The sequence below is a fragment of the Pseudomonas sp. NFACC05-1 genome, assembly GCF_900100135.1.
Taxonomy (GTDB): Bacteria; Pseudomonadota; Gammaproteobacteria; order Pseudomonadales; family Pseudomonadaceae; genus Aquipseudomonas; species Aquipseudomonas fluorescens_Q.
This window is the reverse complement of the sequence record NZ_FMTR01000028.1, coordinates 52,117-73,256: the sequence shown is the minus strand read 5'-3', so window position 1 is coordinate 73,256 and position 21,140 is coordinate 52,117. Positions and strand designations below refer to the sequence as shown.

Here is a 21,140-nt window from a genome sequence, read left to right as displayed (position 1 = left end):
CCTGATCCACCGCGTCGCCGGGTTCTAGGGCCGCTTCGCGGCCCAGCGGGAGCAAGCTCCCTCGCCACGGGGTTGTGTGTTCAATCTTGCGATTTGGCTCTTCGGGCCTTGAAGAACTCGCTCAACACCGCGCTGCACTCCTCGGCCAACACCCCGCCCTCGAACATCACCCGATGGTTCAGGAAACCCTGGCTGAAGAACTGCCCCTGGCTCTGTACGATGCCAGCCTTGGGCTCCAGGGCGCCGTAGACGACCCGGGCGATACGCGAATGGACGATGAGGCCAGCGCACATGCTGCAGGGTTCCAGCGTCACATACAGCGTGCTGCCGGGCAGGCGATAGTTGCTCACCGCCTGGGCGGCGGCGCGGATGGCGACCATTTCCGCGTGGGCACTGGGGTCGTGGCCACTGATCGGGCAGTTGAAACCGCGTCCGATGATCTCACCGTCCTGCACCAGCACCGCGCCCACGGGCACTTCGCCCAGGGCGGCGCCTTGTGCGGCAAGGGCCAGGGCTTCGCGCATGAAGTCCTGGTCGCGGCTACGGTCGATGATTTTGGCGGGACGAATCTGACGCATCACGCCACCTCGATGGCGGCCATCAGGCCGGTTTCCATGTGGTCGATCACATGGCAGTGGAACATCCACACGCCTGGATTATCCGCCACCAGCGCCACCTGCGCCCGCTCGTTCTTGCCCAGCAGGTAGGTGTCGGTGAAGTACGGCACGACTTTGTGGCGGTTCGACGCGATCACCTTGAAGCTCATGCCGTGCAAATGGATCGGGTGCTGGTACTGGGTCATGTTCTTCAATTCGAAAATGTAGCTCTGGCCTTTTTTCAGCGTGGCGATCGGCCGGTCGGCGCAGGTCTTGTCGGTGATGTCCCAGGCCTTGCCGTTGATCTGCCACAGGCTCGGCGGCTTGCCGTTGTCGACGTTGACCGACACCGAACCGACCCATTCGAAATTGAAGTTGAGTTTCTCGGCATTGGCCAGGTCCGGCTCGGACACCGGGTTGGGCGGCAGCGCCGGCGGCCATTGGCTCGGGGCGTCACTGTTAGGCACCGAGCGCAGGGTCCCCAGGCGCACCGGGCCGTTGCGCAACGACAATTCTTCGCCCGCCGGCGGCGCCTTGATCGCCAGGCAAATGCGCATGCCCGGGCCAAGCCAGTATTCCTTGCCCAGCGGGCGCGGTTCGATGGGGTTGCCGTCCAACGCATAGATCTGCGCTTCAACGCCTGGGATGTTGATACGGTAAGTCAGGGTGTTGTCGAGGTTGAGCAAACGCACCCGGGTGATCTGCCCGGCCGGCAGGTCGATCACCGCCTGCGGCACACCGTTGATGGTCGCCAGCCGCCCGGCCGTGCCGCCACGCGCCGCCTCACGGGGAATACTGAACTCCACGAACTGACCTTGTTCGTCCACATGCCAGCTCTTGAGGCTCAGGGTCTGTTCATACTTGAAGCCAGTCGGCTCACGCTCTTCGATGATCAATGGTCCCACCAGCCCACGCCCGAGCTCTTCGCTGCTGTTGACGTGGGGGTGATACCAGTAACTGCCGGCGTCCGGCACGCGGAATTTGTAGTCGAAATACTCGCCCGGCAGCACCGGCAGTTGCGAGACATACGGCACGCCGTCCATCTCCAGCGGCAAACGAATACCGTGCCAGTGAATGGTGGTGGCGACCGGCAGGTGATTGATGAAGCGCACCCGCAACCACTCGCCCTGGCGCACCCGCAGTTCGGTGCCCGGCGCCGAGGGGCCAAACGCCCAGGCCTGGGTCTTGTGCCCGGCCACCAGTTCCACGTCCAGCGGTGCGGCGATCAGTTCATAGTCGTGACCAGCCTCGGCATCGGCGCGCTTGCCCAGCCAATACCGCGATGCGCCCCCCGCGCCTACGCCAACGACAACAAGACCGGCCAGGCCACCGAGTATTTGGCGACGGGTAAAGGACATGAACGCAACCACCTATTGAATCCGCGCGAACCGGTGGGTCCGCAAAAGGCGAATACGATACACCCGCAGATGAGAAACGGTAAGGCCAGCGAAAATGAAAAAAACAAAATGAAAATGCCCTGGGGAAAGTTATCCACAGGGCATTTTTCGTGCACATCGAAGCAGAGCTTATCGGCAGGATCAATTCATTCGCGGGTTACGCATTGCTGCGCCGCGGCGTGAAGAAAGCCAACGCCGCCGCAACAATGAACAACGCGGGCACGTCGCCCAGCAGATGGCCAACGTGGCTCGTCCCGTCCATATCGACGCCGAAGGACTGCACGGCCATGATCGCGCCGTGCACGACGCTCGACCACACGGTGAACCAGATCAGGCTCAAATGTTTCATCGGATCGCGCGACGCCATCAGCAAGAACACACCGAGTGTCGCGTAGATGCCGACGATCATCAGCGGGTACTGGGAATGGCCGCTGTGCCACGTCCAGCCGGACGGCCACAGGAGCATCAGCGGCCCGATCGCGAAGATGGCGATCAGACCGACCACAATCAAGACGATGCGCAAGGCGGCGAGCCGCTGGGTGTCGTTCATGGCGGGCTCCTTATTGCGGCGGGTTGCCGTAACTGGATGCCCGTGAGTATAGAACGCTCCCCGGTGTATACCCCGTCAACCGATACCTTCAGACATCTGGCGGTTCAGGCCGGCAAGCCCGTAATCAGATGCACCACGCCGTTCTCCAGTGTCATCACCCCGGCCACCCCGGCCGCGCTCAGCCCCGTCCGGTCGATCCGGGCCACATCCCGCAACTCCACCCGCAGCCGCGTCAGCGCTACGGGTTGATGGTGCTTGAGGTTATCCGCGCCACCCAGCGCGGCGACGATGGCCGGTGACAGTTCATCAACCGCTGCCGCTGGCCTGGGCTCTTCCGGTACCAGGTCCGGGGTCAGGGCTTTCCAGAATGCCTGTTGCAGTTTGTCGAACATGTTCAATGCTCCATGACCAGGGTGGCCGAACTGGCCGTGGATAAATGTCTGCGCAAGAGGTCGCGCACCTGCTCGGCGCTTTCCTGGGCCAAGGCCTGTTGGGCCAGCGTGCGGCATTCACTCAGATCCCATTCACGCACGCAGGCCTTGATGGCCGGAATCAGCGGCACGCTGACCGATAGCTCATCCACGCCCAGCCCCAGCAACACCGGTACCGCCAAGGTTTCCGATGCCAGCGCGCCACATACTCCGACCCATTTGCCATGGGCGTGAGCGGCCTCGACTGTCCGGGCGATCAGGCGCAATACCGACGGATGCAGTCCATCGGCCTGGCTGGCCAAGCGCGGGTGGTCGCGGTCCATGGCCAGGGTGTACTGGGTCAAGTCGTTGGTCCCGATGGAGAAGAAATCCACTTCGGGAGCAAACAGGTCGGCCATCAGGGCCGCCGCCGGGACTTCGATCATGATGCCCAGCTTCGGCGCTTGCGACAGGCCCAGGTTGCGCACCTCTTCGTCCAACATCTGCCGCGCCAGCCGCAATTCCGACAACTGCGTGACCATTGGCAGCATGATGTGCAGCCGCGTCAGCCCCGAACAGGCGAGGATTGCCCGGAACTGTTCACGCAATAACTGCGGTCGCTCCAGGCACAGGCGAATACCACGCATGCCCAGGAACGGATTGGCCTCGTGGGCCATCGGCACATAGGCCAGCGGCTTGTCTCCGCCCACGTCCAGGGTACGCACCACCAGATTTCGCTCAACCCCCAGGGCCCGGGCGACGGCACTGTACAAGGCCGCTTGCTCGTCATGGCCAGGTGGGTGCGCGCGATCCAGGTAAAGCAGTTCGGAGCGCAACAGCCCCACCCCTTCGCCCCCCAGGGTCATGGCCTGCTCCACGTCCCGAAGCGAGCCGACATTGGCGGTGATCTCGACTCGATGACCATCAAGGGTACGGGCCGCGAGGGCCGATTGTTCGAGGTCACGCCGCTGCCGTCGCAACTGTCGGTCACGGGAGGCCTGGAGTTGCTCGATCCGCGCCGGGTCTGGATTCAAATGCAGTTCGCCGCTGTCGGCATCCAGCAACACCGGGGTGCCGTTGGCAATGGTCAATGCCTGCTCAGGCACGCCACACAACGACGGCAGGCCCAGCGCACGGGCCAGGATCGCCACATGGCTGGTAGCACCGCCACCCACCGTGACGAAACCGGCGATTCGGGTGGTGTCCAGGCTCGCGGTCTGGGACGGCGTCAGTTGCGCGGCCACCAGGATCGACTGCTCGGGCAGGTCCCAGGTGTGCTCCTGCACGCCGAGGATCAGCTTGAGGACCCGATGCCCGACATCGGCCAGATCCATCGCGCGCTCGGCCAGCAAGGCATTGCCCGATTGCTGGAACTGCGTGGCGGTCGCCTCGGTCGCGGTTTTCCAGGCAAAGGCCGCGCTCTTGCCTTCGACGATCAGATCCCGAGCCTGCTCCAGCAAGGTGGGGTCTTCCAGCAGTTCCTGATGGGCGCTGAAAATCTGCGCCTGAACGCTGCCCGCACACTCGTTCTGCAGCGCCTTCAATGCCTGGTTGGCCTGGTTCAACGCCTGCTCCAGGAGCACCTGCTCGGTCTCGATTCCTGCGCCCGACGTTTGCACGTCCAACGCCTGGGTCGCGACCTGCACCACCACACCCGACACCGAGCCCGGCGAGGCACACACGCCTTGCCAGCGCTCAGGCGTGGGCGATTCGACGCACATGGGCACTTCTGGCGTCGGCTGCGCCTCGACGGATTCGCCGCAGCCCGCCAGCAACAGTTGCGTCAACGCCTCGAGCGCCTGTTCGGCCTGTGGACCGGCGGCACTGAGCTGCAAACTGTCGCCCTTGACCGTCTGCAACGCCATGATCGCCACCAGGGATTTGCCGTTGGCGCTGGCCTGCTGCTTGTGCAGGCAGATGTTCGCATCAAAGCCTTTTGCCGCCTGGGCGAACACCGCAGCGGGACGCGCATGCAGACCGCTGTCATTCGGCAGGATCAGTGGCTTGGAAAACAGCACCGAGCCCTGTTGCGTCTGCGCGTCCTGCCCTTGCGTTCCTTGACTCACCTGCAGCAGCGGCTGACCGCTTTCCACATAGGACGACTGGGCCGGTATCAGGCTGAAGTCTTCGCCAGTGACCACCAGCATCAACGTCAACAGACTGCGCGCGTGCAAGGCGATGTAGTCGGCATCGAAATCGATCAGCGGTTGCCCGGCCTCGACTCGTTGACCTATTTCTACTCGGGAAGTAAAGCCCTTGCCCGCCAGGTTCACCGTGTCCAGGCCGATGTGCATCAACACCTGAACACCGTTGTCACTGGTGACACTCACTGCATGGGCGCTGTCCTGGAGCGTGCCGACGACACCGGAGAGCGGCGCACAAAGGGTCTGCGAAGTCGGATCGATACAGATTCCGTCCCCCACGACACGGTTGGAAAAGACCGGATCAGGCACGTTTTCCAAGGGCATCAAGACCCCGGACAATGGTGCGAGCAATTGCAAAGGTTGCGTTGTGTTCATGACTTCACCTGCTGCTGTCTGTTCTTTTCGCATCGCGGGCAGAGCGCGTTCACTGACCCGCGCCACACGGGTCATTTCCACCAGTACTCGACCTGCACGCCCACGTTGGAACCATGCCGCGTACCGCCAAATGCACCGGTTTCGGACAGCGCCGAACCGGCCGCCAGTTCATTGGCTGCGCGCTGGGCCGCCGCGTTCCAGCTGGCGTAGGTGTAATACAGTCGTATTTCCGGGCGAGCCCAGAATTCCGGGCCCTTGGGCGACCAGGTAGGGGCAAAGGTGAATTTGCTCAGCTTGCGTGTTCCATCGCTGGCCTGCACTTGGTCATGGCCCAGTTCGGTCACCAACTTGAACTGATCGGTGATGGCGTAGGCCGGGCGAACCCCCAACGACAGCCAGTCCTGATCGACGCCGTCAGGACGAATGTCTTTCTGGTACACCGCCTGTACTTGCCCGCCGAAACGCGGCGTGATCTGCCAATCGAAAAACTCCACCAGACGATAGCTCTTGTTGCTGTCGTCCAGTCCGGTATCGCCGGTATAACCCAGTCCGGTGCCGGGCCCCTCCCCATATTGCAAGGCCAGTTTATTCTTGCCGCCAAGGAAGTCCTGCTGCACATGCTGGGCGGTCAAGGCCCAACCGCGATGGGCATCGCGCCGGCTCGCCCGGTCGATGAGACTCACCCCGAACTCCAGCTCGCCACCGGGGTTGGTATCGAAGCCGCCCACGTTGAAGTCATGCCGGTTGACCGGGTCTTTCTGGTACAGGTTGTCCTTGCGCGAAAAGGCGTAGCTGTATTTCAGCCCGCCGATCAACACATCCTCGATTCCGGCCCCAGTGGCGCTCTGGTTCCAGTAGTAGAAATCGGAAATATGGATGTCGTTACGCTTGTAGTAACGCCGACCGGCCCATAGCGAGCCTCCGTTCAGGCTGGGCATGTTCGACCACTGGGCATACATCTGCGGCATCCGCGCCGCGCCGTTTTCGCCCTGGAAGGTCGGCGTGCGGTCGTAGCGGTTATACAACGAAGCCATGCCATCCACGCTCAGCACCGAACCGTCGTCGAGGGTGAAAAGGTCCTGGCGCAGCTCCAGTTCGCCATATTGTTCGCACTCGTTGCCCAATCGATATTTGCTTTGCGCCCCGGGCAACTGGAAACAGGATTGGGAGCGGCCATTGGTGGCACTGCCGACGCCACTGCGCAGGTAGCCGGAGAACTCCAGCGCCTGGGCGGGGAATGGCAATGCCAGGCAAATACAAGACACTGCAAGACCACGATTTATTGTTGTTTTCATATGCCGCTCCTTCTTTTTTATTGTTTTTTGATGCACTTCAATCTCCCTTCGCCTGCCAGCGAATGGGCGACAAAAGGCACACGGTGCGTCGAGCGCAACGTGGTCGCTATCAGGCGATGCCTGGGTCAGAAATGACGTTTGTTCAGTCGCTCAGGTGCAGCACGAACGACTCGTAGGGGCGTAGGAACAATCGTCGCTCACGGTGTTGGCGGTCGTAGTTGCCGATCACCCATCGTTGCTTCGTGTCGGCGCAGAGAATTCCTTCCGGCAACTGGACTTCGCAGTCGCCACCGTAAAAGTGGCTGACCACCAGCAGGCGCTCGCCCTGCCCTTCGCGCAGGTACGCCCACACCTGGGGATGCTCGGGCAGCAGCAGGCGATAGACCCCGTCCTGGATCAAGGCCTCGCTGCGACGCAGGGCAATCAAGCGACGGTAGTAATGCAGTACCGAGGTCGGGTCTTGCAGTTGCTGCTCGACATTGATGAAGGTCGCGTTGGCGGGTACGTCGATCCAGGGTTCGGCACGGCTGAAACCCGCGTTCGGCCCGGCATTCCATTGCATCGGCGTACGCCCGTTGTCACGGGACTTTTGCATGATCGGCCCCATGGCCTCGGCTTCAGGCATGCCGGCGTTGCGCTTGAGGCGATAGATGTTCAGGGTTTCCACATCGCGGTATTGATCGATGTGATCGAAGCCCGGATTGGTCATCCCCAGCTCCTCGCCCTGGTACACGAAAGGCGTGCCCTGCAGAAAGTGCAGCGCAGTGGCGAGCATCTTCGCCGAGACCACCCGATATTCTCCGTCATGCCCGAAGCGCGACACCACCCGCGGCTGATCATGGTTACACCAGAACAGTGCGTTCCAGCCGCCACCGGCCTGCATGCCGGTCTGCCAGTCGGACAGGATGCGCTTGAGCTGGAAAAAGTCGAAGTCGGCCCGCACCCACTTCTGCAGGTTCGGATAATCCACCTTCAAGTGATGGAAATTGAAAGTCATCGACAACTCCCGTGAGTCCGGGCACGAATAGCGAACGCAGTGTTCAAGGCTGGTGGACGACATCTCGCCAACGTTGATCAGGTCGAAACCTTCGAAGACTTCCCGATGCATTTCCTGCAGATAGCGGTGTACGTTGGGGCCATCGGTATAGAAACGTCGGCCATCGGTGTGATCGTCAGGAAAGTCGGCCGGCTTGGAGATCAAGTTGATCACATCGAGACGGAAGCCCCCCACCCCCTTGTCCCGCCAGAAGCGCATCATCTTGAACACTTCGGCGCGCACCTGAGGGTTGTCCCAGTTCAGATCGGCCTGGGTGTGGTCGAACAGGTGCAGGTAATACTGGCCGGTCTGTGCTTCGTACTCCCAGGCAGAACCACCGAATTTGGATTCCCAACTGTTGGGCTGGTCGCGCCAGACGTAGAAATCGCGATACGGGTTGTCGAGGCTGCTGCGAGCGGCCTGGAACCAGGGATGCTCGATAGAGGTGTGGTTGACCACGATATCGAGCATCAGCTTGATACCGCGCCTGTGGGCTTCGGCGATCAGCAATTCACAATCGGCCATGGTGCCGTAGCTGGGGTCAATGGCGTAGTAATCGCTGATGTCGTAGCCATTGTCCCGTTGCGGCGAACGCAGGAACGGGGTGAGCCACAGGTAATCCACACCCAGCCAGTGCAGGTAGTCGAGCTTGTCCACGACGCCCAGCAAATCGCCGGTGGCCTGGCCACCATGGCTGTAGAAACTCTTCGGATAAATCTGGTAGATCACTGAACGTTGCCAGTCTTGCATGGCGAGATTCCTTCAGTCTGTTGGGTACCGAACCGGGAGGCCTCATCGCGGGCCAGCCCGGATCCCACGAGTGTCAGGCGACGCGATACCCCGGCCGGACGATCTTCATGCTCAATGCACAGGTCAGGGCAAAGGGCACGCTCATGGCGATGGCCATGCCGATCACGAACATGGGTATGGCGTCGGGAACGATCGAGATGAAACCCGGCAAGCCTCCCACGCCAATGGCCGAGGCCTTGATCTTGTTCAACGAGAGGAAAATACAGCCCAGGGCCGAGCCGGCCAGGGCGCAATAAAAGGGGAACTTGTAACGCAGGTTGACCCCGAACATCGCCGGCTCCGTGATGCCGAAGTAAGCGGAAATCGCCGAGGTGGACGCCATGCTCTTGTCCCGGGCATTGCGGGTCATGTAGAACACCGCCAGCGCCGCACTGCCCTGGGCCAGGTTGGACATGACGATCATCGGCCAGATAAAGGTCCCGCCCTGGGTCGAGATCAACTGAAGGTCCACTGCCAGGAACATGTGGTGCATGCCGGTGACCACCAGCGGCGCATAGAGAAGGCCAAAGATCGCCCCGCCGATCACCGGCGCCAGGTCGAACAGCGCCACCATACCCTCGGTGATCAGGATCCCCAGGTGCCGGGTGACCGGACCGATGATGGCGAGGGCCAGCACTCCGGTGACCACGATGGTGGTGATGGGTATCACCAGCAGTTGGATCGCATTGGGCACCCTGGCACGCAACCATTTCTCGATCACGCTCATGACATAGGCCGCCAGCAGGATCGGCAGGATCTGCCCCTGATAGCCGACTTTTTCGATCCGGAACCAGCCGAAGATATCGAAATAGGGCAGGCTCTGGCCGTCCAGCCCCGCCACGGCCTTGCCGTAGTTCCAGGCGTTGAGCAGGTCCGGGTGGACCAGCATCAGGCCCAGCACGATGCCGAGGATTTCACTGCCGCCAAAACGCTTGGCCGCCGACCAACCTACCAGGGCCGGAAGAAAGACGAAGGAGGTGTTGGCCATCAGGTTGATCAGGCTCCAGACACCGTCCAGGTTGGGATACGCATCGAGCAACGTCTGGCCGGCAATGAACATGCCCTTGGCCCCCAGCAGGTTGTTGACGCCCATCAACAGACCGGCGATCACCAAGGCGGGCAGGATCGGCATGAACACGTCGGAAAGCACCCGTACCAGGCGCTGCATGCCGTTGCCCTTCTGCGCGCCCTGGCGCTTGACGTCGGCAATGGTCGCGGCGGCCAGGCCCGTCAGCTCCCGCAGGGCGGCGTAGACCTTTTCCACTTCGCCCGGCCCGATGACCACCTGAAACAGCCCACCGGTAAAAAACGATCCCTTGACCAGATCAATCTGGTTCAGCGTGGCGCTGTTCACCCGGGCGGCATCCTTGAGGGACAGGCGCAGGCGCGTCACGCAATGGGCGGCCTGCTCGATATTGTCGACGCCACCGAGGCTTTGCAGCAGCTCACTGGCGATTTTGGAGTAATCGTGGCTCATGCTTTTTTCTTCCGCGTCATTCTTGTTATTGAGAGTCGACAGCACGTGGAAGCGAAAGTACTCGTCTGTACGAGTTAAATCAACAACTCGTACAGACGAGTTTTGAAATTGTTTATGATACCCATGACAAAACGGGAAACGTCCTACGCTCCTCTCATCAAATAATGACAGTCGAATGGACAAATCCCCCACTTGGCCCTTAAGGTTCCGCCCCGGTGAACAGCGCGGTACAGAGCCCTCTCCATGAGTAAATACAACCGGATCTACAACGATCTGCTGACCAGCATTACCACCGAACGCCTGGAGCGTGGCGCCCGCTTGCCTTCGGAAACCGAACTGATGGACAGCTACCAGGCCAGTCGCGGCACCGTGCGCAAGGCGATCGAACAGCTTCAGGAACGTGGTTTTGCCCAGAAGATCCATGGCAAGGGCACCTTCGTGCTGTCGACCTCCCCCATCGAATTCCAGCTCGGCGGCATCGTCAGCTTCCAGGAGACCTACCCGCGCCTGGGCGACGATGTCAGCACTGATGTGGTCGAGTTCACTCAACTGCCGTTGGAAGGCGCCCTGCTCGAGCACATCAAGGCACCCGCCGGCAGCCAGGTGACGCGCATCAAGCGGGTACGGCGAATCGACGGCAAACGGGTGATCCTGGACATCAACCATTTCGTCAGCGACGTGATCCCCGGCCTGACCCGCGACATCGCCGAGCGCTCGATCTACGCCTTCATCGAACAGACCCTGCAGCTGCAAATCGCCTATGCCCAGCGCACCATCGAAGCGATTCGCTGCGGCAAGGACGACCAGCAACACCTGGACCTCGACGGCCAGAGCCACGTCATCGTGGTCAGCAACCAGACCTTTCTCCAGGACGGCCGACAGTTCGAGTACACCGAATCGCGGCATACCCTGGATAAGTTTTATTTTTCGGACGTGGCGCGGCGCTGAAGTCGTGAGGAATCCCAGCTCAGCGACGCCACAGGATTGTCACCCAACCAAAGCTTCCAGCTCTTTGGAAGCCATGCCCGGTAACCGTCGGCCTTCTTTCGCAACGTTGACCTGCAACGCCACCTGGGCCACATCCAAAACGCTCTTGGCAAGCGAATAGCTGCCCTTGGCCTGGAGCCAGCTCAGAACGTCTGCCAAGTGCCAGATAGACGCACTCCCCTCGTGCACGGGCGTCGGGAAGCTGCCCGGATGAGCCAACATCAGCTTGCGCATGTTTTGCCGAGATACACCGACGATCTCGGCTACGTCGGTCAGCCCGACGAAATCAGGCGCTACCTCGATCAGTCTGGCCGATGGCACCGCGCGGCGAACGTCGCCCAGCGCACTAAGCACTGCCTTAACCGCATCAGGCGCATCCCGAGTGAACTCAAGTGCCAGTGTGATACCCGCAAGCATACCGCCCGATGATAAACGCAGCTCGGTGCCCGCGGAGGCGGTAGTCGTAGCGAAACGTGACGGGGAAACCGACTGGCAGAAGAACCTCCCCTAGGAGGACGGAAATTGCATGAACGGCTTCAACGGTCGACGGGCTTTCCCGGGCGATATCGATCAATCACAGTAGCACCCGCTCCGCCGTTCTCCTCGAACGCCCGCGAAACGGCATCAACGATTTCGGCCCAGACCCCGACCTGTTGCAGCACGGGCATTTCCTTGGCAAGCACATTGCTCAACTCGCCGCGATTCTGCTCAATTGAGCGCAGCACCCGATCCGCCTGTTGGTCGGGCATCTCGACCACCTCCTTCAGCATCGCGCGGGCACGCGCATGGCTGCGCAGATAACGAGACTCTTCGCGCATCTGCTCGGTCAAAGTCCGGCCAATGATATTGGCCAGAAACACGGTATGAGGTCCGAGATCCGGATAACGCCACAGCGGTCGGGCTTGGTCAGCGCCCTGAAAAGAGAAGTTCGACACAACACCATCTGGATAGGTCGTCTGTCTGGACTCGAAGACTACTCGCTCGCGTACAGCCTGCATAAGCGGCCTGGACACCTGGTCCAGCACTCGGTCATAGCCGCGACGCTCGCCTACGTCATCTGTAATAACCGCAGAGATCGGCAGAATCACAGGATCCGGGATTACGCCGTCGCGTCGCAGTACGTCGTTGACCAAAAACCGGTGCACACGGCCGTTACCATCAGCGAGTGGATGGATATAGACGAAACCAAAGGCTGCAACTGCGCTGCGCATCACCGACGACTGGCCTTGCGTCCTTTCGAGGAACACCCTCAGCCCTTCAAGCATCGCGCCGATTTCATCGGCCGCAGGGGCGACGTAGTGTACGACCTCCTGGTAGCGCACCGTTTCGCCGACGAAAACCGGTGACTGGCGCACGCCGAAGTGGGCGATCGTCGTCCGATCACCGAGAATTTCCCGCTGCAACTCCGCCAGTGCAGCGTTGCTCAATGGCACCAGACCTTGTCCGGTGCGGCGCGCCATCACGTCGGCAAAACGTTGTACTCGCCCTACCCGGTCAGCCTCGCCTTCGATGGCGAAACTGGCCTTGCTTTCGCGTAACGTCATCCAGACCGCCGATCGTATCAGCAGATCCTCGCCGAACTCGTCCGTCAACTCACCGAACAAACGTGGAATGTCCAGACTGGCCGCACGCATCATCGCCTCAGTCTTGACTACGCAGGGGCAGAATTCGCGCGTACCGGCCAGATTGTCATTCACCCGCCAGCGCTGCACCTTGACCACCCGGTCCCGCGATGCCGAAACCAGCTTGGCTTCGTCGATGGCATCGACGTAGTTGCCCCCCAGACGCTCGGGTACGACCAGGGTGTCCCGGGTCAGCCATTCATACAGAAACGCAGCGCGACGCGCATACTGCCCGGTAGGCTCGGCCGCGACCCAGGCTTGGACGAAATCAGGCCCCGTCCGCTCGAAAAGACGGGCCAGGAACTCCAGATGGGGGACTTCATGCCGTAGGTGGAACTGCAGATGCGCGGCAGGCTTTGCATCCGGTCGCATCGCCTCGGGATAGGTTTCCAGACTAAAACCATCGTTGATCTGGGTTGCGCGTCGCCCGCCCGCCTGGCTCGTCACAGGCAGTCTCCCCAGCGGCAGCACGCCATAGAGTCGGGCCAGCCAGCTGGCGCCTATGGGATCGGCGGGCAAATCGATCATAAGGGACCTCTGCGGACAAGAAGGCTTTTCAGGGATTCAAAAATGATGCGAGACGCCTAATCTTGTTAATTGATGCTTAAGATCAGACAAAAACAATTAGAAAACAAGAGAAACGAACAAAAGCGATTATTGCCTGCAATCCAGCTCGTCAGAGCTGAGGAAGGGGCTGAACATGCACCCTTCCTCTGTCCGACTACGGAATCGACGTTGCATCGATTTCAAGATAGCTGGAGATGGCCTCTAGAGACCTCCCTTCACTCCCACTCAATCGTCGCCGGCGGCTTGCTCGACACGTCATACGTCACGCGGGAGATGCCTTCGATTTCATTGATGATCCGCCCGGAAACGGTTTCCAGCAGCTCGTATGGCAGGTGTGCCCAGCGAGCGGTCATGAAGTCGATGGTTTCCACGGCACGCAGGGCCACGACCCAGGCGTAACGACGGCCATCACCGACCACGCCGACGGATTTCACCGGTTGGAACACCACGAACGCCTGGCTGACCTTGTGGTACCAGTCGGCCTTGCGCAGTTCTTCGATGAAGATGTGGTCGGCGCGACGCAGCAGGTCGGCGTATTCCTTCTTCACTTCACCGAGGATCCGCACGCCCAGGCCTGGGCCCGGGAATGGGTGGCGGTAGACCATGTCGTAGGGCAGGCCCAGCTCCAGGCCGAGGCGACGAACCTCGTCCTTGAACAGTTCGCGCAGCGGTTCGACCAGCTTGAGGTTCATCTCTTCCGGCAGGCCACCGACGTTGTGGTGGGACTTGATCACGTGGGCCTTGCCGCTCTTGGCGCCGGCCGACTCGATCACGTCGGGATAGATGGTGCCCTGGGCCAGGTACTTGATGTTGTCCAGCTTGCAGGATTCGGCATCGAACACGTCGATGAAGGTGCGGCCGATGATCTTGCGTTTCTTCTCTGGGTCGGACTCGCCAGCCAGGTTGTTCAGGAACTGCTCTTCGGCGTTGGCGCGGATCACCTTGACGCCCATGTTCTCGGCGAACATGGCCATCACTTGCTCGCCTTCGTGCAAGCGCAGCAGGCCGTTGTCGACGAAAACGCAGGTCAGCTGATCGCCGATGGCCTTGTGCAGCAGCGCAGCGACCACCGAGGAGTCCACACCGCCGGACAGGCCCAGCAGCACGTTATCGGTACCGACCTGGGCGCGCACCTGGGCGATGGCGTCTTCAGCGATTTTCGACGGGGTCCACAGGGCTTCGCAACCGCAGATGTCGAGGATGAAGCGCGACAGGATGCGGCCGCCCTGCTTGGTGTGGGTCACTTCAGGGTGGAACTGCACGCCGTAGTAACGGCGATCATCGTTGAACATGCCGGCAATCGGGCAGCTCGGGGTGCTGGCCAGGATGTGGAAGTCTTCCGGCATCTTGGTGACTTTGTCACCGTGGCTCATCCACACGTCCAGGCCGAACAGGCCGTCGGCGTCGACGTGGTCTTCGATGCCGTCCAGCAGGCGGCTCTTGCCGACGACGTCAACGCGGGCATAACCGAACTCACGCAGGTCGGAGCCTTCTACCTTGCCGCCCAGCTGTTCGGCCATGGTCTGCATGCCGTAGCAGATACCAAAGACCGGTACACCCAGGTCGAACACGGCTTGCGGGCAGCGCGGGCTGTCGGCTTCGTGCACGGACTCGGGGCCGCCGGCGAGAATCACGCCTTTAGGCGCGAATTCGCGAATCGCTTCGTCATCCATGTCGAACGGATGCAATTCGCAGTACACACCGATTTCACGCACGCGGCGGGCGATCAGCTGGGTGTACTGGGAACCGAAGTCGAGGATCAGGATGCGGTGAGCGTGAATGTCGAGGGCCATGACTCATTCTCATGTAGTGAATCAGAAACAACTCGGGGCTGAATGAACAGCCCCGGTGATTAACGTTTTGCTGGAAGCCTTAACCTACGCGGTAGTTCGGCGCTTCCTTGGTGATCTGTACGTCGTGGACATGGGACTCGGCCATACCGGCACCGGTGATCCGGACGAATTCCGGCTTGGTGCGCATCTCTTCGATGTTGGCGCTGCCGGTGTAGCCCATGGAAGAACGCAGGCCGCCCATCAGTTGATGGATGATGGCGCTCAGGGTGCCTTTGTATGGCACGCGACCTTCGATGCCTTCCGGTACCAGCTTCTCGGCACCCGCGGAGGAGTCCTGGAAGTAACGGTCGGAAGAGCCCTGGGCCTGGGACATGGCACCCAGCGAACCCATGCCGCGATAAGCCTTGTAGCTACGGCCCTGGAACAGTTCGATCTCGCCCGGTGCTTCTTCGGTACCGGCAAACATCGACCCCATCATCACGCAGGAGGCACCGGCGACGATGGCCTTGGACAGGTCACCGGAGAAGCGGATACCGCCGTCGGCGATCAACGGCACGCCCGTGCCTTCAAGGGCGGCGGCGACGTTGGCGATGGCGCTGATCTGCGGCACGCCGACACCGGCAACGATACGGGTGGTGCAGATCGAGCCAGGGCCGATACCGACCTTGACCGCGTCGGCGCCGGCTTCGGCCAAGGCCTTGGCCGCAGCGCCAGTGGCGATATTGCCACCGATCACCTGCACGTCAGGGAAATTCTGCTTGACCCAGCGAACGCGGTCGATCACGCCTTTGGAGTGGCCGTGGGCGGTGTCGACCACCACCACGTCAACACCGGCACTGACCAGGGCCGCGACGCGATCACCGGTGTCCTTGCCGGTGCCGACCGCCGCGCCGACGCGCAGACGACCTTGGTCGTCCTTGCTGGCCAGCGGGTAGGCCTTGGCTTTTTCGATGTCGTTGACGGTCATCATGCCCTTGAGGGCGAATTTGTCGTCGACGATCAGCACGCGCTCGATACGGTGCTTGTGCAGCAACTCGCGGACTTCGTCCTTGTTGGTGCCTTCCTTGACCGTGACCAGGCGCTCTTTAGGCGTCATCACTTGGCGGACGGTGGCATCCAGGCGGTTCTCGAAACGCACGTCGCGGGAGGTGACGATGCCGACCAGGTCGCCATCGTGCAGCACCGGAACGCCGGAGATGTTGTGCATACGGGTCAGTTCGAACAGATCCCGGACCGTGGCGTCAGCCTCGATGGTGATCGGATCCTTGACCACGCCAGCCTCGAACCGCTTGACCTTGCGCACTTCGGCGGCCTGCTGTTCGATGGTCATGTTCTTGTGGATGATACCGATACCGCCTTCCTGGGCCATGGCAATGGCCAGACGGGCTTCGGTCACGGTGTCCATGGCGGCGGAAACCAGGGGGATATTCAGTTCGATGCCACGGGTGAGACGGGTTTTGAGACTGACTTCGTTAGGCAGTACTTCGGAATAACCGGGCACTAGGAGAATGTCGTCGAAGGTCAGAGCTTCTTGGCTGATACGCAGCATCGCGGGGGCTCCCGAGCGGGAAAATGGAAGCGCGCCATTATACTCATGGACCCCGTCTGGCTCAATGTAAAACTCTGTCTATTATTGCCGGGCTGATTGACGGAGCTAATCACCGCGTTCCGGCCATACACCGAACCCCGTGGCGAGGGAGCTTGCTCCCGCTGGACGCGCCAGCGTCCCCTTGCGATGTCATGGCAGGAATACAGGGGGCCGCTTCGCAGCCCAGCGGGAGCAAGCTCCCTCGCCACGGGGGGTGCGCTTATCTACAACTCCACCCTCACCCAACTCACCGGCTGATCGAGCCAATCGGCGAATTCATCGAGAAAGTCCTGCTTGAACCCCGCCTCCAGCCAATTGTTGAAGATGAACCCCAGGTTGGAAAACCCGCAGGGCTGCAGGAACAGGAAGCCATTGATGTCGTCTTCATGACCGCATTCAGGGCAAGTGAAGTTGTCGGTGCGCGCCGGCATCCAGTCTTCCAGGCTTTCGAACAGCGCTTCGCCGACTTCCTTGCGGCACTCGGCGCAACCGGCTTCTTCGAGAAAGCCCTTGGCCGGTGTATAGATGCAGCGCTTGGTGATGATCTCCAGGCCATTGATCGCTTCACCGAACGGCAAGGCTTCGGGATGCAGGACCACCTCGCGAGCACCGGGGGCGATGGCGTGGGCCATGCGATTGCCGGTGCGCCCGCAGGTGGTCAGTTGTTCTTCGACGATATTCTTGCGCACCAGCCAGCGCACGATCGCCCGGGCCCGGGGCTCGTGGACCGGCAGGGTGGAAATTTTCGGAACGATGATGCTTTGCGAGTTCATGGCGAGGCCTGGCTGTTTCCCTGGCAGGGTCTGATCAAAGGCCGGCAGCTTAATCCCTGGCGGGGCCAGGTCAAGCACTCAGGTAGCGCCCGATCAACGCGAGGCCGCTGGCAAGCACCAGCCAGGTGACCAGACGCACGAATGCCTCTCGCGACATTTTCATGGTCAAGCGACGCCCTACCCACAACCCCAGCGCCATGGCCGGCAACAAACACAGCGCCAGTACCAACAAGGGTAGCTCGGCATAGACCCCGGCCACGATAAACAGGCTCAGGCGCACCACGGTGCTGCAACTGATCAGGGCACTTTGCGTGGCTCGGGCCGGGTCCTTGGGCAAGCGACTGTTCAGGTAGATGGCATATAAAAAGCCGCCACTGCCAAACAACGCGCCGAACATCCCGCCCACCGTACCCATCGGAACCGCCCACAGCGCCGACAACTGTGTCGGCCGGGTCTTGATCAGCAGGCTGTAGATCGCATAGCAACTGATGAACACCCCCATCAGCAGCAACAACAGGTCGGACTTGAGGTTGAGCAGGAAAATCACCCCGAGGGTGCAGCCCAATGCCATGCACGGCAACAACCGCAGCAGCTCCGGCCGGGACACGTCCCGACGCGATGGCAGCAAGTTGCCAAAGGCCGCGACAAAATCCAACAAGACCAGCAGCGGGACGATTTTCGACAGGGGCATGAACAGCAGCAGGATGGGCGCGGCCACCAGCGCCGTGCCGAACCCGGCAATGCCGAAGACGATGTAGGCCAGGGCAATGGCCGAGCCGATCACCAGCCATTGCGTGGGGGTAAATGCCCACTGGCCCAACCATGGGAGAAGATTCATCCGGCACTTCCTTGATGAGGAGAGCGGCGACTTTAGCCAGAGGTCGGGGGCTTATCCAGCATTTGTGGTGACAGGCCTGTCGCTATCGCGAGCAAGCTCGCACACATTTGATCTTCAGTGCGACATAGGTCCCCTGCGGGAGATTCCATGTCGCAGGGCAACCCGGTCTAATTGTCTGCACACCATTGGCGAATCCCCTTATCATGCCGCCCATGATTAAAGATCCCTTTGCCCGACTGGGCCTGGACCGTGAGGTCTTGACTGTCAGCCAGCTCAACGGCCGTGCGCGGGTGTTGCTCGAAGACGTGTTCAGCAACATCTGGGTCGAGGGCGAAATCTCCAACCTCGCCCGCCCGGCCTCCGGCCACGTGTACTTCACCCTCAAGGACAGCGGTGCCCAGGTGCGTTGCGCGTTGTTCCGGCAGAACGCCGCGCGGGTGCGCCAGGCCTTGAAAGACGGGTTGGCGGTGAAAGTGCGCGGCAAGGTCTCGCTGTTCGAAGGCCGTGGCGATTATCAACTGATCCTCGACACCGTCGAGCCAGCCGGCGATGGCGCCCTGCGCCTGGCCTTCGATGCCTTGAAGGAAAAACTCAGCGCCGAGGGCCTGTTCAGCGCCGAGCGCAAGGTGCCGCTGCCGGCCCATCCGCAACGCATCGGCATCATCAGTTCGCCCACCGGCGCGGTGATCCGCGACATCATCAGTGTCTTCCGCCGCCGCGCGCCGCAGATCGCCCTGACCCTGATCCCCACCGCCGTGCAAGGGCGCGAAGCCACCGCACAAATCGTCCGCGCCCTGAAGCTGGCCGACGCCCGTGGTTTCGATGCGCTGATCCTGGCCCGGGGCGGCGGTTCGCTGGAAGACTTGTGGTGCTTCAACGAAGAAGCCGTGGCCCGGGCGGTGGATGCCTGCGTCACGCCGATCGTCAGCGCCGTGGGCCATGAAACCGATGTGTCCATCAGCGATTTCGTCGCCGACGTACGCGCCCCGACCCCGTCCGCCGCCGCCGAACTGCTGGCACCGGATGCTGGCGACCTGGTGCGCCGGGTCGAAAGCCTGCATCGCCGGCTGGTGATGCGCATGCGCGACCGCCTGATGCGCGATCAACTGCGCCTCGAAGGCCTGACCCGACGCCTGCGCCACCCCGGCGAACGCCTGCGCCAGCAAGCCCAGCGCCTCGACGATCTGGACATGCGCCTGCGCCGGGCCTTCGAGCGCAGCCTCAATACCCGCCGCGAACGCTTGATCCGCCTGGAAACCCGCCTGGCCGGGCAACATCCGGGCCGGCACCTGGCGTTGCTACGCCAGCGCCTGGACAGCCTCGCCGAACGCCTGCCCCGGGCGATGCGCGAAGGCCTGAAAGCGCGACGCGTGCAGCTGCACAACCAGATGCAGACGCTGCACATCGTCAGCCCCCTGGCGACCCTCGGCCGCGGCTACAGCATTCTGCTCGACGAACGCGGCCAGGCGATCCGCAGTGCCGGGCAAACCCAGACCGGCCAGCGCCTGACCGCCCGCCTTGGCGAAGGTGAGCTGCTGGTACGGGTCGAAGACAATCACCTCACGCCGGTCACCCTTTCTTTACTGGATTGATTCATGCCGCGATATCTCGCCCCTTTGCTCTTGCTGTGCCTGGCCTTCAACGCCCATGCCGACAGTTACATCATCCGCCTGCTGAACAAACCGGTGCCCGGCGGCGTGGCCGTGGTGGACCTGGGCAGCGCCGCCAAGGCACCGAAAGCCAGTTACCAGGGCAAGCCAGTGCTGGTGGTCAAAGAACAGGACAACTGGCTGGCGATTGTCGGCATCCCGCTGACGGTGCAGCCCGGCACGCAACAGATCAGCAGTGGCGGCGGCACCCAGCCGTTCGTGGTCGGCTACAAGAAGTACCCCGAACAACACATCACCCTGAAGAACAAGCGCCAGGTCAACCCGAACCCGGCGGACCTCAAGCGCATCGATGCCGAGCTGGCGGTGCAACTGAAGGCCTACCGCAGCTTCAGCCCGAACATCCCCAGCAACCTGTTGCTGGACAAACCGGTCAACGGCCCGCTGTCGAGCAAGTTCGGCGTGCGCCGCTTCTTCAACGGCGAAGAACGCAACCCCCACGCCGGCCTGGACTTCGCCGTGCCCGCCGGCACGCCGATCAAGACCCCGGCCGCCGGCAAGGTGATCCTCACCGGTAATTACTTCTTCAATGGCAACACCGTGTTCGTCGACCATGGCCAAGGCTTCATCAGCATGTTCTGCCACATGTCGAAGATCGATGTGAAGGTCGGCCAGCAACTGGCCCGGGGCACCGTGGTGGGTAAGGTCGGCGCCACCGGCCGCGCGACCGGGCCGCACATGCACTGGAACATCAGCCTGAACGATGCGCGGGTGGATCCGGCGATTTTCATCGGTGCGTTTCAGCCCTGAGATGTGTGCCAGGGCTACTGGCCTCATCGCGAGCAAGCTCGGCTCCCACAGGTACAGCGCTGTTCTTAAAAGTACCTACTCCCACAGGTACAGCACTCTTTCACAAGTACCGAGCTACCCTGTGGGAGCCGCTTGCTCGCGATGGGGCCGGCAGTCGCACCGCCTCTTCCTGAATTGCCGAGCCACAAACATCGACGCAATAAAACTACAAATTTCCGAAAAACTCGCGATTAAATCTCGCAAAAACTCCCCAAAGCAGAACTTATCTCAATTTTTTCCGACTGCTTGCGATCCTTCCCTCACGCGGTTAGGGTTGAAGGCATGAAAACCTCTCACACCCTCATTCAGCTTCGCCAGCACCGCAGCCTGTGCCTCGTCAGCGCACGACTGCCAGGCTGAATCGCGGCATCTCGTCCAGGCTTCAAGCCACCCCATTCGAACCACCGGCAGGCCGCCTTTTTCCGGCCACGACAATAAGGATTTCCC

General features: G+C 61.5%; 16 protein-coding genes and 1 pseudogene. 3 read left to right on the top strand and 14 right to left on the bottom strand.

Going from position 1 to position 21,140, the window contains the following annotated elements; all coding sequences use genetic code 11:
- Positions 1-80: 80 nt before the first annotated feature.
- From tadA to treP, 8 genes are all read right to left on the bottom strand, one after another.
- On the bottom strand, positions 81-578 hold the full coding sequence (gene tadA, locus BLO97_RS26890; RefSeq protein WP_092223304.1) for a tRNA adenosine(34) deaminase TadA: 498 nt from the start codon (positions 576-578) through the stop codon (positions 81-83).
- Positions 578-1,954 (bottom strand): multicopper oxidase family protein, encoded by a 1,377-nt coding sequence (locus tag BLO97_RS26885; RefSeq protein WP_092223306.1) that lies wholly within the window; start codon positions 1,952-1,954, stop codon positions 578-580. Before BLO97_RS26885 ends, tadA begins: the two co-directional genes overlap by 1 nt.
- 196 nt (positions 1,955-2,150) lie before the next feature.
- On the bottom strand, positions 2,151-2,543 hold the full coding sequence (locus BLO97_RS26880) for a DUF6632 domain-containing protein (RefSeq protein WP_092143889.1): 393 nt from the start codon (positions 2,541-2,543) through the stop codon (positions 2,151-2,153).
- 104 nt (positions 2,544-2,647) lie between these two features.
- On the bottom strand, positions 2,648-2,935 hold the full coding sequence (locus BLO97_RS26875) for a PTS sugar transporter subunit IIB (RefSeq protein WP_092143886.1): 288 nt from the start codon (positions 2,933-2,935) through the stop codon (positions 2,648-2,650).
- 2 nt (positions 2,936-2,937) lie between these two features.
- Complete coding sequence (ptsP, locus tag BLO97_RS26870) at positions 2,938-5,472, bottom strand: phosphoenolpyruvate--protein phosphotransferase (RefSeq protein ID WP_092223309.1); 2,535 nt, start codon at positions 5,470-5,472, stop codon at positions 2,938-2,940.
- A 71-nt stretch (positions 5,473-5,543) separates the two neighbouring features.
- Positions 5,544-6,767, bottom strand: coding sequence for a maltoporin (locus tag BLO97_RS26865; RefSeq protein ID WP_092223311.1), 1,224 nt, complete (start codon positions 6,765-6,767; stop codon positions 5,544-5,546).
- A 142-nt stretch (positions 6,768-6,909) separates the two neighbouring features.
- A complete protein-coding gene (gene treC, locus BLO97_RS26860) occupies positions 6,910-8,553 on the bottom strand; it encodes an alpha,alpha-phosphotrehalase (protein WP_092223313.1) in 1,644 nt (547 codons plus the stop codon).
- A 73-nt stretch (positions 8,554-8,626) separates the two neighbouring features.
- A complete protein-coding gene (gene treP, locus BLO97_RS26855) occupies positions 8,627-10,069 on the bottom strand; it encodes a PTS system trehalose-specific EIIBC component (RefSeq protein WP_092143874.1) in 1,443 nt (480 codons plus the stop codon).
- 243 nt (positions 10,070-10,312) lie between these two features.
- Between treP and treR the strand changes: the two genes are divergently transcribed.
- Complete coding sequence (treR, locus tag BLO97_RS26850; protein WP_092143871.1) at positions 10,313-11,017, top strand: trehalose operon repressor; 705 nt, start codon at positions 10,313-10,315, stop codon at positions 11,015-11,017.
- Between the two features lie 39 nt (positions 11,018-11,056).
- Here the strand turns inward: treR and BLO97_RS26845 are convergent.
- The 6 genes and pseudogenes from BLO97_RS26845 to BLO97_RS26820 form a co-directional block, all read right to left on the bottom strand.
- Positions 11,057-11,455: pseudogene (locus BLO97_RS26845) on the bottom strand (helix-turn-helix transcriptional regulator); the annotation flags it as partial.
- A 137-nt stretch (positions 11,456-11,592) separates the two neighbouring features.
- On the bottom strand, positions 11,593-13,206 hold the full coding sequence (locus tag BLO97_RS26840; protein WP_092143868.1) for a Fic family protein: 1,614 nt from the start codon (positions 13,204-13,206) through the stop codon (positions 11,593-11,595).
- Between the two features lie 254 nt (positions 13,207-13,460).
- Positions 13,461-15,038: a glutamine-hydrolyzing GMP synthase gene (gene guaA, locus BLO97_RS26835; RefSeq protein WP_045155136.1), complete on the bottom strand. Its 1,578-nt coding sequence runs from the start codon at positions 15,036-15,038 to the stop codon at positions 13,461-13,463.
- A 79-nt stretch (positions 15,039-15,117) separates the two neighbouring features.
- Positions 15,118-16,587: an IMP dehydrogenase gene (guaB, locus tag BLO97_RS26830; protein WP_092143865.1), complete on the bottom strand. Its 1,470-nt coding sequence runs from the start codon at positions 16,585-16,587 to the stop codon at positions 15,118-15,120.
- 263 nt (positions 16,588-16,850) lie between these two features.
- The gene (locus BLO97_RS26825) at positions 16,851-17,399 is read right to left on the bottom strand and encodes a sugar ABC transporter ATPase (RefSeq protein ID WP_092223370.1); all 549 of its coding nucleotides are present in this window, start codon (positions 17,397-17,399) and stop codon (positions 16,851-16,853) included.
- Between the two features lie 70 nt (positions 17,400-17,469).
- Positions 17,470-18,237 (bottom strand): sulfite exporter TauE/SafE family protein, encoded by a 768-nt coding sequence (locus tag BLO97_RS26820; protein WP_092143862.1) that lies wholly within the window; start codon positions 18,235-18,237, stop codon positions 17,470-17,472.
- 212 nt (positions 18,238-18,449) lie between these two features.
- Between BLO97_RS26820 and xseA the strand changes: the two genes are divergently transcribed.
- Positions 18,450-19,829, top strand: a complete 1,380-nt coding sequence (gene xseA, locus BLO97_RS26815) for an exodeoxyribonuclease VII large subunit (protein WP_092144302.1) — start codon at positions 18,450-18,452, stop codon at positions 19,827-19,829.
- Positions 19,830-19,832: 3 nt separating this feature from the next.
- The gene (locus BLO97_RS26810; RefSeq protein ID WP_092349029.1) at positions 19,833-20,654 is read left to right on the top strand and encodes a peptidoglycan DD-metalloendopeptidase family protein; all 822 of its coding nucleotides are present in this window, start codon (positions 19,833-19,835) and stop codon (positions 20,652-20,654) included.
- Positions 20,655-21,140 lie beyond the last annotated feature (486 nt).

Bases quoted from the DNA above. Each gene is read 5' to 3' on its own strand.
- tadA (WP_092223304.1), bottom strand. From the start codon at position 578: ATGCGTCAGATTCGTCCCGCCAAAATCATCGACCGTAGCCGCGACCAG.
- BLO97_RS26885 (WP_092223306.1), bottom strand. From the start codon at position 1,954: ATGTCCTTTACCCGTCGCCAAATACTCGGTGGCCTGGCCGGTCTTGTT.
- BLO97_RS26880 (WP_092143889.1), bottom strand. From the start codon at position 2,543: ATGAACGACACCCAGCGGCTCGCCGCCTTGCGCATCGTCTTGATTGTG.
- BLO97_RS26875 (WP_092143886.1), bottom strand. From the start codon at position 2,935: ATGTTCGACAAACTGCAACAGGCATTCTGGAAAGCCCTGACCCCGGAC.
- ptsP (WP_092223309.1), bottom strand. From the start codon at position 5,472: ATGAACACAACGCAACCTTTGCAATTGCTCGCACCATTGTCCGGGGTC.
- BLO97_RS26865 (WP_092223311.1), bottom strand. From the start codon at position 6,767: ATGAAAACAACAATAAATCGTGGTCTTGCAGTGTCTTGTATTTGCCTG.
- treC (WP_092223313.1), bottom strand. From the start codon at position 8,553: ATGCAAGACTGGCAACGTTCAGTGATCTACCAGATTTATCCGAAGAGT.
- treP (WP_092143874.1), bottom strand. From the start codon at position 10,069: ATGAGCCACGATTACTCCAAAATCGCCAGTGAGCTGCTGCAAAGCCTC.
- treR (WP_092143871.1), top strand. From the start codon at position 10,313: ATGAGTAAATACAACCGGATCTACAACGATCTGCTGACCAGCATTACC.
- BLO97_RS26840 (WP_092143868.1), bottom strand. From the start codon at position 13,206: ATGATCGATTTGCCCGCCGATCCCATAGGCGCCAGCTGGCTGGCCCGA.
- guaA (WP_045155136.1), bottom strand. From the start codon at position 15,038: ATGGCCCTCGACATTCACGCTCACCGCATCCTGATCCTCGACTTCGGT.
- guaB (WP_092143865.1), bottom strand. From the start codon at position 16,587: ATGCTGCGTATCAGCCAAGAAGCTCTGACCTTCGACGACATTCTCCTA.
- BLO97_RS26825 (WP_092223370.1), bottom strand. From the start codon at position 17,399: ATGAACTCGCAAAGCATCATCGTTCCGAAAATTTCCACCCTGCCGGTC.
- BLO97_RS26820 (WP_092143862.1), bottom strand. From the start codon at position 18,237: ATGAATCTTCTCCCATGGTTGGGCCAGTGGGCATTTACCCCCACGCAA.
- xseA (WP_092144302.1), top strand. From the start codon at position 18,450: ATGATTAAAGATCCCTTTGCCCGACTGGGCCTGGACCGTGAGGTCTTG.
- BLO97_RS26810 (WP_092349029.1), top strand. From the start codon at position 19,833: ATGCCGCGATATCTCGCCCCTTTGCTCTTGCTGTGCCTGGCCTTCAAC.